Annotated in this window: 14 protein-coding genes; 6 read left to right on the forward strand and 8 right to left on the reverse strand. The window is 63.5% G+C overall.

All coding sequences use genetic code 11. The features are described from left to right. Positions 1-725 (forward strand): IS110 family RNA-guided transposase (locus NKI59_RS28570; protein WP_352708065.1); only part of this gene is annotated, 725 nt, incomplete at its 5' end. A gap of 347 nt (positions 726-1,072) precedes the next feature. Here the strand turns inward: NKI59_RS28570 and NKI59_RS28575 are convergent. Further along, complete coding sequence (locus tag NKI59_RS28575; RefSeq protein ID WP_352708066.1) at positions 1,073-1,945, reverse strand: helix-turn-helix transcriptional regulator; 873 nt, start codon at positions 1,943-1,945, stop codon at positions 1,073-1,075. Positions 1,946-2,050: 105 nt separating this feature from the next. Between NKI59_RS28575 and NKI59_RS28580 the strand changes: the two genes are divergently transcribed. Together NKI59_RS28580 and NKI59_RS28585 are read left to right on the forward strand one after the other, a co-directional pair. Continuing rightward, a complete protein-coding gene (locus tag NKI59_RS28580; protein WP_352708068.1) occupies positions 2,051-2,902 on the forward strand; it encodes an SDR family oxidoreductase in 852 nt (283 codons plus the stop codon). Further along, positions 2,899-3,621: an SDR family oxidoreductase gene (locus NKI59_RS28585; RefSeq protein WP_352708069.1), complete on the forward strand. Its 723-nt coding sequence runs from the start codon at positions 2,899-2,901 to the stop codon at positions 3,619-3,621. The genes NKI59_RS28580 and NKI59_RS28585 overlap by 4 nt, the downstream gene beginning before the upstream one ends. 23 nt (positions 3,622-3,644) lie before the next feature. Here NKI59_RS28585 and NKI59_RS28590 read toward each other — a convergent pair whose 3' ends face one another. From NKI59_RS28590 to NKI59_RS28610, 5 genes are all read right to left on the reverse strand, one after another. Continuing rightward, positions 3,645-4,022: a DoxX family protein gene (locus NKI59_RS28590; RefSeq protein WP_352708070.1), complete on the reverse strand. Its 378-nt coding sequence runs from the start codon at positions 4,020-4,022 to the stop codon at positions 3,645-3,647. A gap of 56 nt (positions 4,023-4,078) precedes the next feature. Further along, positions 4,079-4,537 (reverse strand): carboxymuconolactone decarboxylase family protein, encoded by a 459-nt coding sequence (locus tag NKI59_RS28595; RefSeq protein WP_352708071.1) that lies wholly within the window; start codon positions 4,535-4,537, stop codon positions 4,079-4,081. Positions 4,538-4,550: 13 nt separating this feature from the next. Then, positions 4,551-5,069, reverse strand: coding sequence for an RrF2 family transcriptional regulator (locus NKI59_RS28600; protein ID WP_352708117.1), 519 nt, complete (start codon positions 5,067-5,069; stop codon positions 4,551-4,553). 460 nt (positions 5,070-5,529) lie between these two features. Next, positions 5,530-6,843, reverse strand: coding sequence for an NAD-dependent dihydropyrimidine dehydrogenase subunit PreA (gene preA, locus NKI59_RS28605; RefSeq protein ID WP_352708072.1), 1,314 nt, complete (start codon positions 6,841-6,843; stop codon positions 5,530-5,532). 2 nt (positions 6,844-6,845) lie between these two features. Continuing rightward, the gene (locus NKI59_RS28610) at positions 6,846-8,210 is read right to left on the reverse strand and encodes an NAD(P)-dependent oxidoreductase (RefSeq protein WP_352708074.1); all 1,365 of its coding nucleotides are present in this window, start codon (positions 8,208-8,210) and stop codon (positions 6,846-6,848) included. Positions 8,211-8,430: 220 nt separating this feature from the next. On the opposite strand from NKI59_RS28610, the gene NKI59_RS28615 reads away from it, so the two are divergent. From NKI59_RS28615 to NKI59_RS28625, 3 genes are all read left to right on the forward strand, one after another. Next, positions 8,431-8,880 carry a cupredoxin domain-containing protein gene (locus tag NKI59_RS28615; RefSeq protein WP_352708076.1) on the forward strand — a complete coding sequence of 150 codons (450 nt, stop codon included), beginning with the start codon at positions 8,431-8,433 and terminating at the stop codon, positions 8,878-8,880. A gap of 279 nt (positions 8,881-9,159) precedes the next feature. Beyond that, positions 9,160-9,936: a VOC family protein gene (locus NKI59_RS28620; protein ID WP_352456224.1), complete on the forward strand. Its 777-nt coding sequence runs from the start codon at positions 9,160-9,162 to the stop codon at positions 9,934-9,936. 155 nt (positions 9,937-10,091) lie between these two features. Beyond that, positions 10,092-10,484 carry a DoxX family protein gene (locus NKI59_RS28625; RefSeq protein ID WP_352708077.1) on the forward strand — a complete coding sequence of 131 codons (393 nt, stop codon included), beginning with the start codon at positions 10,092-10,094 and terminating at the stop codon, positions 10,482-10,484. A 4-nt stretch (positions 10,485-10,488) separates the two neighbouring features. Here NKI59_RS28625 and NKI59_RS28630 read toward each other — a convergent pair whose 3' ends face one another. Beyond that, positions 10,489-12,930, reverse strand: a complete 2,442-nt coding sequence (locus NKI59_RS28630; protein WP_352453199.1) for a GcvT family protein — start codon at positions 12,928-12,930, stop codon at positions 10,489-10,491. A gap of 82 nt (positions 12,931-13,012) precedes the next feature. After that, the gene (locus NKI59_RS28635; protein ID WP_352708079.1) at positions 13,013-14,551 is read right to left on the reverse strand and encodes a trimethylamine methyltransferase family protein; all 1,539 of its coding nucleotides are present in this window, start codon (positions 14,549-14,551) and stop codon (positions 13,013-13,015) included. Positions 14,552-14,646: the final 95 nt, after the last annotated feature.

The raw sequence follows: 14,646 nt of genomic DNA on the forward strand, positions 1-14,646 counted from the left end.
TGTTTGGGGTGCGCGAGCAGCTGGTGCGGCGGCGCACGCAGCTTTCCAACACGATCCGCGGCTACGCAGCCGAATTCGGCCTGGTGGCCGCACAAGGCCTTGCCCGCATCGAGCCACTGCTGGCCCGCATTGCCGGCGACGCGACGGTGCCGGCGCTGGCAAAGGAACTGCTTGAGACGCTCGGCGAGGAATACCGCGCGGTGTGCGCGCGATACGCGGCAATCGACAAGAAGCTGTTGGCCCATCACCGCAAGGACGAGACTGGACAGCGGCTGGCTGCGATGCCCGGCGTCGGGCCGGTCGTGGCGAGCCTGCTCGGCGTCAAGGTCACTGATGCGACAGCGTTCGGTTCGGGACGCGACTTCGCGGCGTGGCTGGGGCTGACGCCGAAGAACCATTCGACCGCCGGCAAGAACCGGCTGGGGGTGATCACGCGGGCCGGCGACGAGATGCTGCGGCAGGCGCTGGTGGTGGGCGCGACGGCCCACATCCAGCAGGTGCGTCGCGGCCGCGCCAAGGCCTCGCCGTGGCTGGCGGCGTTGATTGCGCGCAAGCCGCCGAAGCTGGCGGCTGTGGCGCTCGCCAACAAGACCGCCCGTATGGCCTGGAAGATGATGATCACCGGCGAGCCGTACCGTTGCGGCCTGGCGGGCAGCCTGACGCCTCCTCGCCGCCCTCAAGGCCGCTTCGCGCCGCCTACGGCGGTGGCCTGCGGCCAGCCCTGACCGCGGCTCAGCACGGCGCTGACATGCCCGGATAGGCCGCAACGGAGGAACACCGAACACAAGCTCTTGCAACGGAAGGAAGATGGCGTGATCGATCGATCCGTGACGCGCGAAACTCCGAGGGATCCATTGGCCAACGAAACCGCTGGCATGATTGGAACGGGCGTCGCGAACCCCACCTTGGCCAGCGGCCGCAAGGACCGTGCTCAAAGGCCGGACATATGGACGCAAGCGATCGAAAACGACGCAAAACAACCGTTGCAGGCAGGGCGCCGTCCACATATGGATCCCAGGGTCTCCGCGACGCCGCTTCGCGGCTGCTACGCCCCAGGATGACGAAGCTGGGTTCACGCGCTGCGCCGCTCGGCCGGAAGCGTCTCCAGCAGCTGTTCGAGCTTGGCGATCGAGTTCTGCTCGGCGAGCGGCGTGTAGACGATCAGCTTCATGTCCGAGCCGTCGTCGATCGACAGGCTCATATGCTCGAACGCCATGGCGCCTGCCGTCGGATGCCTGACATGCTTCACACCCGACAGGTTGCGGGCCACGTCGCGTAGCGGCCACCAGGCGCGAAACTCCGGGCTCGAGCGCGTCATCAGCGCGATCAGCCGCTCGAAATCCGGATCGCCGACGTATCTGGCGCTTTCTGCCCGGAACGACGCCAGCACGGCACGCGCCAGTTCCTCCCAGTCGACGAGCAGGCGCCGATGCTGCGGGCTGGTGAAAACCATATGGACGATGTTGCGGGCATCGCCCTCCAGCAGGCCATAGTCGCCGAACACGGCTGCCGCGGCAGAATTCCAGGCCAGCACGTCCCAGCGCCGCCCGACGACATAGGCCGGCTGCAGGACCAGGCTCTGCAGCATGTGCAGCAACGGGCCATCGACCTTTTCCGGCGCATCGAGACGACGCTCCGGCTGCGGCCGGCCGGCAAGGATGAACAGATGCCGTTGCTCGGCCGTGTCCAGGCGCAACGCCTGACTGAGCGCCGTCAGCACCTCTACCGATGGCCTGACGTCGCGCCCCTGCTCCAGCCAGGTGTACCAGGTCGTGCCGACGCCGGCGATCATCGCCACCTCCTCGCGGCGCAGCCCGGGTGTGCGCCGGCGCAGGCCGGTCGAGATGCCGGTGGCCGAAGGCGTCAGCCTTTCGCGCCGCGAACGCAGAAAGGCGCCAAGCTCGCGGCGACGGCTGCCTTCGGCGGAGTGCGTGGTGGAATCCATCGGCGCTATTATAGCAGTACCGATACCAGGATAAAGTTTGAACTGTTTGGCATGCGTCTGGTGCCCCATCTTTCTGCTCAGAGCGATGACATGGAGGCTCTGAACATGGAACTGAAAGACAAGACGATCCTCATCACCGGCTCGACCGACGGCGTCGGCCGCGTTGTCGCGCAACGGCTCGGCGCCGGCGGCGCCCGCATCCTGGTGCATGGCCGCGACGCGACAAGGGGCAAGGCGATCGTGGCCGAAATCGAAGCCGCCGGCGGCAAGGCCGAGCTGCTTGTCGCCGATCTCTCCTCCCTGGCCGAGGTCCGCCGCCTCGCCGAGGCGGTGCGCGCAAGGACCAAGCGGCTCGATATCCTCATCAACAATGCCGGCGTCGGCACAGCCGGCCCCAACGCGAAACGGCAGGTTAGCGCCGACGGCTACGAGTTGCGCTTTGCCGTCAATTATCTCGCCGGCTTCCTGCTCACCATGGAGGTGCTGCCGCTGCTCAAGTCCAGCGCGCCGTCGCGTATCGTCAACGTCGCCTCGGCCGGCCAGCAGGCGATCGACTTCGACGACGTCATGCTGACCCGCTCCTATGACGGCGTTCGTGCCTACTGCCAGAGCAAGCTGGCGCAGATCATGTTCACCATCGATCTGGCAGAACAGCTGAACGGCACCGGCGTCACGGTCAACAGCCTGCATCCGGCAAGCTACATGAACACCACGATGGTGCGGCAGGCGGGCGTCACACCCTGGAGTTCGGTCGAAACCGGCGCCGAAGCCATCATCAATCTCGCCACATCGCCCACGCTGGAAGGGCGAAGCGGCCTCTATTTCGACGGCCAAAGGGAATCCCGCGCCGATGCGCAAGCCTATGACGCGAAGGCGAGGCAGCAGTTGCGTGAATTGAGCCTCGGCCTTGTCGGGCTCGCACCCGCTTCCGCAACATCGAAGAAAGAAAATTCATGATCGAGAAAACGCAGCACGCCGTGATCGTCGGCGGCTCCTCCGGCATCGGCCTCGCCACCGCGAAAAAGCTGCTTGGCCCGGGCATGAAGGTGACGATCACCGGGCGCAGCAGGGAAAGGCTCGACAACGCATGGCAAAGCCTTGGCGGCGCTGTCGGAAAAGCTGCCTTCGATGCCGCGAAGCCGGACGAGGTTCGCCGGTTCTTCAACGAACTCGGGCCTTTCGATCACCTGGTGCTGGCCGCCAGCGGCGGCAAGGGGCTCGGCCCGTTCGAAACACTTGACCTGACCGACATCGGCGGTGGCGTCGACGAGAAGGTCCGGCCACAGCTCTCCTGCCTGCAGGCCGCCTTGCCGACGCTGAACAAGAGCGGCTCGGTGACTTTCATCTCGGCGGTGTCGGCGCAACTGTCGGCGCCGGGTATAGCCGGCATCGCCGCCGTCAACGGCATGCTGCTGACCGTGGTGCCGATCCTGGCAATGGAGCTGAAGCCGTTACGCGTCAATGTCGTGGCGCCAGGCGTCATCGACACGCCCTGGTGGGACTTTTTACCCGATGAACAGCGCCATGCGGTGTTTGCCGATTATGCCGGCAAGACACCGGTCGGCCGTATCGGCCGCGCCGAGGACGTCGCCGAGGCAATTGCGTTCCTGGTTTCGAACAGCTTCGTCACCGGCCAGGTGCTGACCTGCGACGGCGGCTTGCGGTATGCGGCGTAAGGCGGCTGCCTCCACGAGGCGTGTCAAAGCGACTGCGCGATCAGCGCCAGAAATCCTCCGGCCAGCGCGACGTTGCCGACAAAGCCATTGATGCGGGACGCGCGCTCCAGGCCCTGATGATCCCAGAAGTTATGGAACATCGGCGTGGCGACGATAAGGAACAGGATCAGGCATGCCGCCGCCGGAGCGGTCCAGATGCCCGCGATCACCAGTGCTCCGGCGATGATCTGCAGGACGATCCCCAGCCACAGCACCGGCCGTGCCTGCGGCACGCCGCGCGTCGTCATCAATTGGCTCACCAACGCCGCATTCTGGATGTTGCGCAGGCCGGCAAAGACAAAGGCGCCGCCAAGCAGCAGGCGGGCGGCGAAAAGGATCTCACTGTCAAAGTTTGAAAACATGCTGTTGGTCCTCGGGCAGAAAAGAGGCGCGCGGCGCAAGGCCGCGCACCTGGTCCTCAGGCGGCCAAGACCGCTGGCATCGGATGGATTGCATGGAACGGAACGCAAAGCCGGTTCCAGGTGTTGATCATGCCGAGCGCAACCGACAGCTTGACCAGCTCCTGTTCCGAGAAATGCTCAAGCGTCCTTGCATAGAGTTCGTCCGAAACACCGTTGTCGGCGATCCTGGTCAGCGCGTCGGTCCAGGCCAAGGCCGCGCGTTCGCGCTCTGAAAACAGCGGCGATTCCTTCCAGGCGGAGACGAGATAGAGCCGCTGCTCGCTTTCGCCGTCGCGGCGCGCTTCGCGGCTATGCATCTCGACGCAATACGAGCAGCCGTTGATCTGCGACGCCCTGAGCTTGATCAGATGCAACAGGCTTTTTTCGAGCCCGCATTCGTCGACTGCCTTGTTGAGCGCCGACACCGCCTTCATGATCTCCGGCGCCGCGCCGAAAAATTGCAGCCTCTGTTTCATCGTCTGTAGCCTTTCATGCTTGCTTGGTTGAACTTGATTTCTGCGGCCGCCGATGGCGCTCGACGAAGGCGCAGTTCGCGGCGACCGAACGGGGATCGGCATCGGCCGTGTATTCTGCAACGATGTCGGACAGCCGGGCGTCGGCGAGCGCGGCGCGATAGGCACGCTCGGCCTTCAGCATGGCTACGTGGATGCCGCAGGGTTTGACATAGACCGAGGCATCGAGCTTCGCTGGGCCGCGCTGGCGGATTTCGGCGCAGCGGAACGCCGGTTCACGCCCCTCGACGGCCAGCACGATATCGAGCAGCGTTATGCGTTCCGCCGGCCGCGCCAGCCGGTAGCCGCCGGACGGCCCCGGCACTGATTCCAGAATGCCGGACGCAGTCAGCGCGTTGAGATGCTTAAGCAGATAGCTCGGCGACAGCCCGAACGCTTCGGCCATGGCAGCACCTGGCAAGGTCGCGGCGCCATCAACGCCGGCGAGCATCGCGGCGCAGTGGATGGCCGCTTCGACGCCTTCGCCCAGCTTCATTTCGATGATCTCCGATTCATGGATATTTTTTATCATGGATAAAATTCATCTGCAATAGAAATATACCACTTTGGCGGTGCGGTGGCGGGTTTGTGACGTTCCGGAATTGATCCTTTCAGATCGTTGCGCCGCCCTCTATTGCCCCGTAGCCGCAGGTTGGCAGTACTTGGGTTCCTCGCCCCCGCGGAGCGGGGGAGAGGTGGCCCGGCGAAGCCGGGACGGAGAGGGGGACGACATTCGCGAAGCCAAACCCGGTGGGGAACGGGACGCGAGCATGTTAGAACGCCTTCAGGCCCTTGAACAGTTCCCAGCCGCAGCGAAGGCCCCTCTCCGTCCCGGCTTCGCCGGGCCACCTCTCCCCACTTTGTGGGGCGAGGAACCCAAGTTCTGCGGGCCAGCCGCATTTGTTGCTTGGCGATTCCTCTCTTGCCAGTGCGAGGCAGGCGATCCTCGTCCGTCTCTATTCCGCCGCCACCTTGGCCATCGGATTGTTCGGATGCGTCGTCCAGTTGGCATAGATCGGCGACACCGGCCTGCCGGTGCGCTGGTCCATCACGCCGACCGCCAGCGCCTCCATGGTGATGCAGTTCTCGACCGGACAGACATTGACGCAGAGATTGCAGCCGACGCATTCGGCCTCGATCACCTCGAAATGCCTGACGCCATCGACGATTGCGGTGATCGCCTGGTGCGAGGTGTCCTCGCAGGCGATGTGGCAGCGGCCGCATTTGATGCAGGCCTCCTGGTCGATATGCGCCTTGGCGACGTAGTTGAGGTTGAGATACTGCCAGTCGGTGACGTTGGGCGTGGCACGGCCGACGATGTCGTCGAGCGAGGCATGGCCCTTCTCGTCCATCCAGTTTTCCAGGCCGGCGATCATCTCCTGCACGATCTTGAAGCCATAGGTCATCGCCGCCGTGCACACCTGCACATTGCCGGCGCCGAGCGCCATGAATTCGGCGGCGTCGCGCCAGGTGGTGATGCCGCCGATACCGGAGATCGGCAGGCCATGCGTTTCCGGATCGCGCGCGATCTCGGCCACCATGTTCATGGCGATCGGCTTCACCGCCGGACCGCAATAGCCGCCATGCGAACCCTTGCCGTCGATCGTCGGCTCCGGTGCGAAATTGTCGAGGTTGACGCCGGTGATCGAATTGATGGTGTTGATCAGCGACACCGCGTCGGTGCCGCCGGCAAGGGCAGCGCGTGCCGGCTTGCGGATGTCGGTGATGTTGGGCGTCAGCTTGGTGATGACAGGCATGCGGGTGTTGGCCTTGCACCAGCGCACCACCATTTCGATGTACTCCGGCACTTGGCCGACCGCCGCACCCATGCCGCGTTCCGACATGCCGTGCGGGCAGCCGAAATTGAGTTCGATGCCGTCAGCGCCGGTCTCCTCGACTACCGGCAGGATCGCCTTCCAGGCATGCTCCTCGCAAGGCACCATCAGCGAGACGACGATCGCCCGGTCGGGCCAGTCCATCTTGACCTGCTTGATCTCGCGCAGATTGACCTGCAGGTCGCGGTCGGTGATCAGCTCGATGTTGTTGAGGCCGAGCAGACGACGGTCGGCGCCCCAGATCGCGCCGTAGCGCGGACCGTTGACGTTGACCACCGGCGGGCCCTCTTCGCCGAGCGTCTTCCATACCACGCCGCCCCAGCCCGCCTTGAAGGCGCGAATGACGTTGTAGGCCTTGTCGGTCGGCGGCGCCGAAGCCAGCCAGAACGGGTTCGGCGACTTGATACCGACGAAATTATTGCGGATGTCTGCCATGCTCATGCCCTCCCGTTCGAGGTCAGTGCCCGATGAATGCTCTCCGCAGCATCGCGGCCTTGCGCGACGGCTGAAACAGTCAAGTCATCGCCGCCGAAAATGCAGTCGCCGCCAGCCCAGACATTGGCCAGCGAGGTGCGGCCTTCGGCGTCGACCTTGATGCGGCCGGCTTCCAGGTCAAGCAAAGCCCCGCTGCCGTTGAGCGCAGCCGGGACAAAACTCTGGCCGATCGCCTTGAACACCTGATCGGCGACGAGCGTCAGCCGCTCGCCGGTGCCGACAAGCCGGTCGCCGTGCATCGCGGTGTATTCGAGCTCGATCGCCGACACCTTGCCGGCGTCGGCAATGACCCGCTTCGGCTGCAACCAGTGCCGGATAATGACGCCGTTGGCGGCAGCCAGATCCTGCTCGAATTCGGAGGCATTCATGTGCTCCGGGCCGCGCCGATAGCAGATCGTCACCTCTTCGGCTCCGAGCAGCTTCGACTGCACCGCCGCGTCGATCGCCGTCATGCCGCCGCCGATGACGACAACACGCCGGCCGACCGGCAGGCTGGCCAGATCACTGGCCTGACGAAGCTCGGCAATGAACTCGACGGCGTTGGTGACGCCCTGCACCTCCTCGCCATCCGCTCGCAAGGCATTGACGCCTGCAAGCCCCATGCCGAGGAACACCGCATCGTAATTCCTGGTCAGGTCCGACAGCTGGTAATCACGGCCGAGCGCCTTGCCGTTCTGGATGTCGATGCCGCCGATCGACGTGACATAGTCGACTTCGGCCTGGGCAAAATTGTCGACGCTTTTATAGGCGGCGATACCGTACTCATTGAGGCCGCCGGGCTTCGGGCGGGCTTCCAGGATGGTCACGTCGTGGCCATGACGGGCAAGCCGATGCGCGGCCGCAAGCCCGGCCGGTCCGGCGCCGACCACGGCGACCGTCTTGCCGGTCGGTTCGGGGCGCTCGTAGAACTGCTTGTTTTCGGCCATGGCGACATCGGTGGCGTAGCGCTGAAGGCGACCGATCTGCACCGGCTTGCCTTCGGCCACCTCGCGCACGCAGACTTCTTCGCACAGCGTCTCGGTCGGGCAGACGCGGGCGCACATGCCGCCCAAAATGTTCTGATCAAAAATAGTCTTGGCTGAGCCGATCGGATTGCCCGTCGAAATCTGGCGGATGAACAGCGGGATGTCGATCGAGGTCGGGCATGCATTCATGCACGGCGCATCATAGCAGAAATAGCAGCGGTCGGACTCGACCAGCGCCTCGTGATGATCGAGCGGCGGGTGCAGGTCGGCGAAATTGTCGGCATATTGGTCTGGCGAGAGCCGCCCGCCGGCAATGCCTTGCTTGAACTGGCCTTCTGGCATCGTCAGTTCCCCATGTTCTTGTTTTGGGGAAGGCTAGCACGTTTTATTTTTTTATCAATTGGTCAATTTTCGGCGCAAGCCGCTGAAACCCCTCGATAAAAACATGATAAATGCACTCATGTTTTTGAGCACCGTCCGTTGCGCCTCAATGGATGCGGCGCCCAGAATTGGCTACCAGTGGCGACAAGCTGTTCGAAAGCGCTTACGGGGCGGTAGGCGCTTGAGCATCGTGCGCGATTTTCAGACATTGGAGAAGGTGATGGACATTGTTCAGGAGGCGGTTCAGCGGTGGGAGCCTGTGCAAGATTTACCGCTGGCTGCCTGTCAGGTGTGGCGTCTGAAATCCGACAACTACTTTGAATTGGCCGTCGAAGGCGACTTCTTCGTCGGGGCATCCGAACGAACCCTCAAGATCAACTTCCACGGAGTGCTAGCACTTTCGGCTCATGACGACATGTTGGGCGTGACCCATGTCAGCGCTAGCAGCTCAATCCCATTGATTGGCTCTGGCGGGCAAGCCTCCTATAGATGGCCCCTCCTCCGAGTCGAGAACTCGCACTGGTTGCGATCAATACCCGGGCCGACAGACGACTGTTCGCATTTCCTATTGCTCAGTCTCGAATGCACGATAGAGGTGATTGCTCGTGAAGCCATAGCTGCTTGGATCTGACCCCTCGCTTCGCACCACGCCTTCCACAACTATTCCGGGCAGCGGGATAGGCCTTAGACTGGTGATGGTCCGCTCTGGTCAGGGAAGTGAGCGACATCCGGCGCATGGATCAACAACCCCTCGTTGACTGCGAGCAAAGTCGAAAACCGCAGGGCGCGCAACCCGGTAACATTTCCAATTTGCCATCATCTTTTTTGGTTGGCTGTCGGATTTTCGTCGTGAAGATCGTCCTAGAATGGATCGCGCATGATCGATGTACAAACCGCAAGGAGCACGACAATGCCACAGTCCCCCATGCCCTTCTTCTGGTACGAGCTGATGACCACCGATCTCGACGCCGCCGAGGCGTTTTACACCTCCGTGGTGGGCTGGAGGGGGCAGCCTTTCGAAGGGGCCCAGGGCATGCCGCGCTATATCGTCATGAATGTCGGCGAGCGCGGCGTCGGCGGGTTGATGACGCTGCCCGATGACGCGCGCAAGATGGGCATGCCGCCGGCCTGGGTCGGTTATATCCTCACCAGGGACGTCGATGCCGCAACGGCCTCCCTCAAGAAGGCTGGTGGCGCGGTTCACCGCGAGCCCGACGACATTCCTGGCGTCGGCCGCTTCGCCGTCGTTGCAGACCCGCAAGGCGCGATGTTCAACTTCCTGCAGCCCAGCGGCCCCGACCAGCCGCCGCTACCGTTGGCGACCCCCGGCAACATCGGCTGGCATGAGCTCTACACGTCAGACTGGAAGGCGGCGTTCGATTTCTATTCCAGCCAGTTCGGCTGGGAGAAGGGCGACGCCATGGATATGGGTCCGATGGGCGTCTACCAGCTTTTCGCCTTCGGCGGCGAGCCCGTTGGCGGCATGATGAACAAGCCCGAGCAGATCCCGGCGCCGGTCTGGCAGTTCTATTTCAACGTGCCCGGCATCGACGCGGCAGCCAAGCGCGTCACCGACAATGGCGGCAAGATCCTGATGGGTCCGATGGAGGTCCCCGGCGGCAGCTGGATCGTACAGTGCACAGACCCGCAAGGCGCGCACTTTGCTCTGACAGCGCCCGGGCATTAACGGCCGCGCTGATCGCGGGGCCGCCATCGTGCGGCCCCAAGGCTGCAGCACGCCTCACGACTCACTCACCGACAGTTGAATGCAGGCCGGACTATGTGAATGGTCCGGCCTTTGGCGATGACCTATGGCCGGGCTAGGTGAAAATGGAGTCGTAGATGAAGTTTTTCGAAGGCCTCGCCGGCTATCAACCGTTCGCCCTTGCCGCCTTGCGCATCATGACGGCGCTGCAGTTCATTGAGCACGGCACCCAGAAACTGTTCAATTTCCCCGTCGGCGATCACGCGGGCGCTCTGACCGGGCTGACGCTGACCGCTGCCCTACTTGAATTCGCCGGTGGCATCCTGCTGGCATTGGGGCTTTTGACCAGGCCGGTGGCGTTCCTTCTCTGCGGCGAAATGGCGATCGCCTATTTCATGGCGCACATGCCGCAGGGTTTCTTCCCGGTCAACAATGGCGGCGATGCGGCGATCTCGTTCTGCTTCATCTTCCTCTATCTGGTGTTCGCCGGCGCCGGCGCCCTGGCGCTGGACAACCGCCGCGGTGCCTGAAACGTCACCCACGCATCCGCTCGAAATTCGCGTCGAACAGCGGGATCGGCTGCATGCGCGCGGCGTGGCGTTTGCCCAGAAGCTCAATCTCGAAGCCGTCGGCTTCGTCGGCAATCTCTTTCGGCACATAGCCGATGGCGACGGACTTTTTCGAATGATGCGCGTAGCCGCCCGACGTGACCCAACCGCGCACGGCACCGCCATACCAGATTGGCTCGTCGCCGATGACGTCGGCATCGACAGTATCGACGACAAAGGCCCGCAGCCGCAGTCTGCCGCCTTGCTTGCGCTCGGCCAACGCCGCCTGCTTGCCGATGAAATCGGCTTGCTTGCCGTAGGCGACGAAGCGGTCGAGCCCGGCTTCCAGCGGCCCATAGATCGGACGGTATTCGCGCGCCCATGAGCCGTAATTCTTCTCAAGCCGCAATGCGTTGAGCGCGCGCGAGCCGAACAGGCCGATGCCGAATTCCTCCCCCGCGGCCATCAGCGCCTGATAGGCGGCGCGCTGATATTCCGGCGCGACCCAGATTTCGTAGCCGAGATCGCCGGTGTAGCTGACGCGCCCGACCAGGCATGGCGCCATGCCGATATCCATCTTGCTGATGGCCATGAACGGAAACGCGGCATTCGATACGTCCGCCCGCGTAACTTTTGCCAACACGGCGCGCGCCTTGAGGCCAGCGATCGACAGGCCGGTGAGTTTTGCTCCCGACGCTTCGATACTGACCGAGCCGTCCTGCGGCAGATGCGCCTCGAACCAGCGCATATGGTACTGCTCGGCGACGCCGGAGCCGGCCAGGAACCAATCGTCACTTTCCGAATTTGGACCGCCGAGATTGGCCAGCGTGAAATCGCCAATCAGCCTGCCGTCTTCCTTCAGCATCGGCGCCAGCGTCATGCGGCCGGGCCTTGGCAACTTGCAGGCAAGCAGGCGGTCGAGCCAGGCTGCAGCGCCCTTGCCTGTCACTCTGTATTTGGCGAATGACGAGATTTCCGAGAGACCAACGCCCTGCCGAACCGTCTCCACTTCTTTCGCCACATGCTCAAAATCGCTCGAGCGCCGCCAGGAGAATTCGTCCTTGACGCCTTCGGGCGCGTACCACAGCGGCACTTCCAGCCCATAGGCGACCCCCCATTGCGCCCCTTTGGCCGACAACAGGTCGTAAACCGGTGTCGTCTTGAGCGGCCGGCCGGCCGGTAGTTCCTCGTTCGGGAAGCGGATCGAAAACCGCCGCGAATAGTTTTCGCGCACCTTGGCATTGGTGTAGGCCATCGTCGCCCAGTCACCGTAGCGCGACACATCCATCGCCCAGATATCGGCGCCGGGATCGCCTTCGATCATCCAGTTCGACAGCGCCAGCCCGACGCCGCCGCCCTGCGAGAACCCGGCCATGACACCACAGGCCACCCAGAACCCCGGCAGGCCGCGCACCGGCCCGACCAGCGGATTGCCGTCCGGTGCGAAGGTGAAGGGCCCGTTGATGATCTGCTTGATGCCGGTGTTCTGGAAGGCCGGGAAATGCCGGAAGCCGACCTCCAGCGACGGCGCGATCCGGTCGATGTCGGGTTCGAGCAGCTCGTGGCCGAAATTCCATGGCGTTTGGAACTCGGACCAAGGCTTGTTGGCCTTTTCATAAGTGCCCATCAGCATGCCGCCGCGCTCCTGGCGCAAATACAGCTCGCCGTCGAAATCCACGGCATGGATGATTTCGGAACCAGTCTTCTGGTTCCAGGCGGCGACTTCCGGCATGTCCTCGGTGATCAGGTACATGTGCTCCATCGCCAGCACCGGCAGCTCCAGCCCGACCATGCGGCCGACCTCACGCGCCCACAGGCCGGCGGCGTTGACGACATGCTCAGCCACCACCTCACCCTTGTTGGTGATGACACGCCACAACCCGTCGGCGCGCCGCACGATGTCCTCGACCTTGGTGAAACGCTCGACCTCGGCTCCAAGCTTCCTCGCGGCCTTGGCGTAGGCGTGGGTGACGCCGGAGGGGTCGAGATGACCGTCCTCCTTGTTGCGAACGGCGCCGACGAACTGCTTGGGGTCGAGCAACGGCATCAGCTCGGCCGCCTCATCAGGCGATATTTCTTCGAGGTCGATGCCGAGATAGCGGCCCTTGGCGACGACGCCGCGCAGCCAGTCGAGGCGCGCCTCGGTCGCCGCCAGCAAGACGCCGCCAGTCAGATGCACGCCGGTCGCCTGGCCGGACAGTTCCTGGATCTCCTTGTAGAGCGAGATTGTGTATTTCTGCAGCTTGGCGACATTGGGATCGCCATTGATGGTGTGCATGCCGCCGGCGGCGTGCCAGGTCGAGCCGGAGGTCAATTCATCGCGCTCCAGAAGCACGATGTCTGTCCAGCCGTGCCGGGCCAGATGGAACAGCACGGAGCACCCGACAACGCCACCGCCGATAACCACGACCTTTGCATGCGATTTCATGGGATTCTCTCTGACGTCAACGAGTTGGATGGGAACGATGAATTCGGGGAGGACGAGCCCCACGAGCGCGAGCCTTCGATCATCACGGCTCGCTTTGCCCGATCGCTTCCTTGCGCTTGGCCACGTACGCCTCAAGCGCCTCGCACCTGGAGATTTCCATCACCGGCTCGACATAGTCCTCCAGCGCCTTCTTCCAAAGCCTCGTCGCCCGCGCCGTGGCATCGAGCCCGCCAGCCTCCTGCCAGGCCTCGAAATTTTGCCAGTTGGACAGCATCGGCTGGTAGAAGGCTGTGGCGTAGCGCTCCAGCGTGTGCGGCTCGCCGAAGAAGTGGCCGCCGGTCGGAACCGCACCCAGAGCCTCGACAGCAAGCTCGGCCTCGTTGACCTCGATCGGGCGCAAAAACTCCATCATGTGCTGGATCATCTCGACGTCGATGATGAACTTTTCGAACGACGCTGTCAGTCCGCCCTCTTGCCAGCCGGCGGCATGGTAGACGAGGTTGCCATGGCCGAGCACCGCGCCCCACAGCGCCATCAGCGTCTCATAGGCGCCTTGCGCGTCGGCAGCATTGGAAGCCGAGCCCGGCGTCGTGCGATAAGGCAGGTTGTAACGCCGCGCCAACTGTCCGGACGCGATATTCGCCTTGGTGTTTTCAGGCGTGCCGAACGCCGGCGCTCCCGATTTCATATCGACATTGGAGGTGAAGGCGCCATACATCACCGGCGCGCCGGGGCGGACGAGCTGCGTCAGCACCACGCCGAACAGCGCCTCGGCATTCTGCTGGGCGAGCGCGCCGGCAAGCGTCACCGGGCTCATCGCTCCCATCAGCGTGAACGGCGTCACCGCCACCGACTGGCCGAACTCGGCCATCGTCATCAGCCCCTCGGCCATCATCTCGTCGAAGCGGCGCGGCGAATTGACCGAAATGATCGTGGTAACGCCGGGATCGTCACGCATCTCGTCAAGCGTCAGTCCGCGCGCGATTGCCATCATTTCGATGCCGTCGAGCGCCCTGCCGCTGCCGATTGCCGAGACGTGAAAGCTTTTGTCGGTCAGTGTCAGATTGGCGAAATAGGTGTCGAGATGACGGGAATTCGCCGGCAATTCTACCGGCGCGCAGACCTGGTTACCTAGCATGTGGATGCAGTTGAAATGCTGCGCCAGCCGGACGAGATCGGAATAATCGCGCAAATTGCCGGCACGGCGGCCGCGCTCCATGTCGTGCACATTCGGCGGTCCGGCGACGAGCGTGAAGTTGATGGTATTGCCGCCGAGGTGGACGGCATGGGCGGGATTGCGCGGCGTCAGCGTATAGCTGGACTGCGTCGTCTTCAGCGCTTCCTCGATCATGCCGCGATCGATGCGGACGTTCATCGTGGCATGATCGACCTTGGCCCCGGCCTTCTCGAACAGCGACAGCGCCCGCGGGCTCATCACCTCGATGCCGAAATTCTCCAGGATATGCATCGACGCCTGGTGGATCGCCTCGATCTGGTCGGCCGAGAGCATCGCCATCGGCGGATAAGGGTTTGTCACCCGCCTGAGCGGCAGTTGCGGGATGGCGGTCGGTCCCCTGTTGCTGGTTCGCTCGGCGCCGCGCTTGCGTCTTGGTTCGCTCATGCCGCGCATCAAAGCGCCGGCATGAGGATCGAGCTGTCAAGAATCCGCCACCTGCGGGCGTGATTTTAGCCAAGACGCCATTGTGGGAATTTCAC

The organism is Mesorhizobium sp. M0598, from assembly GCF_040320865.1.
GTDB lineage: Bacteria > Pseudomonadota > Alphaproteobacteria > Rhizobiales > Rhizobiaceae > Mesorhizobium.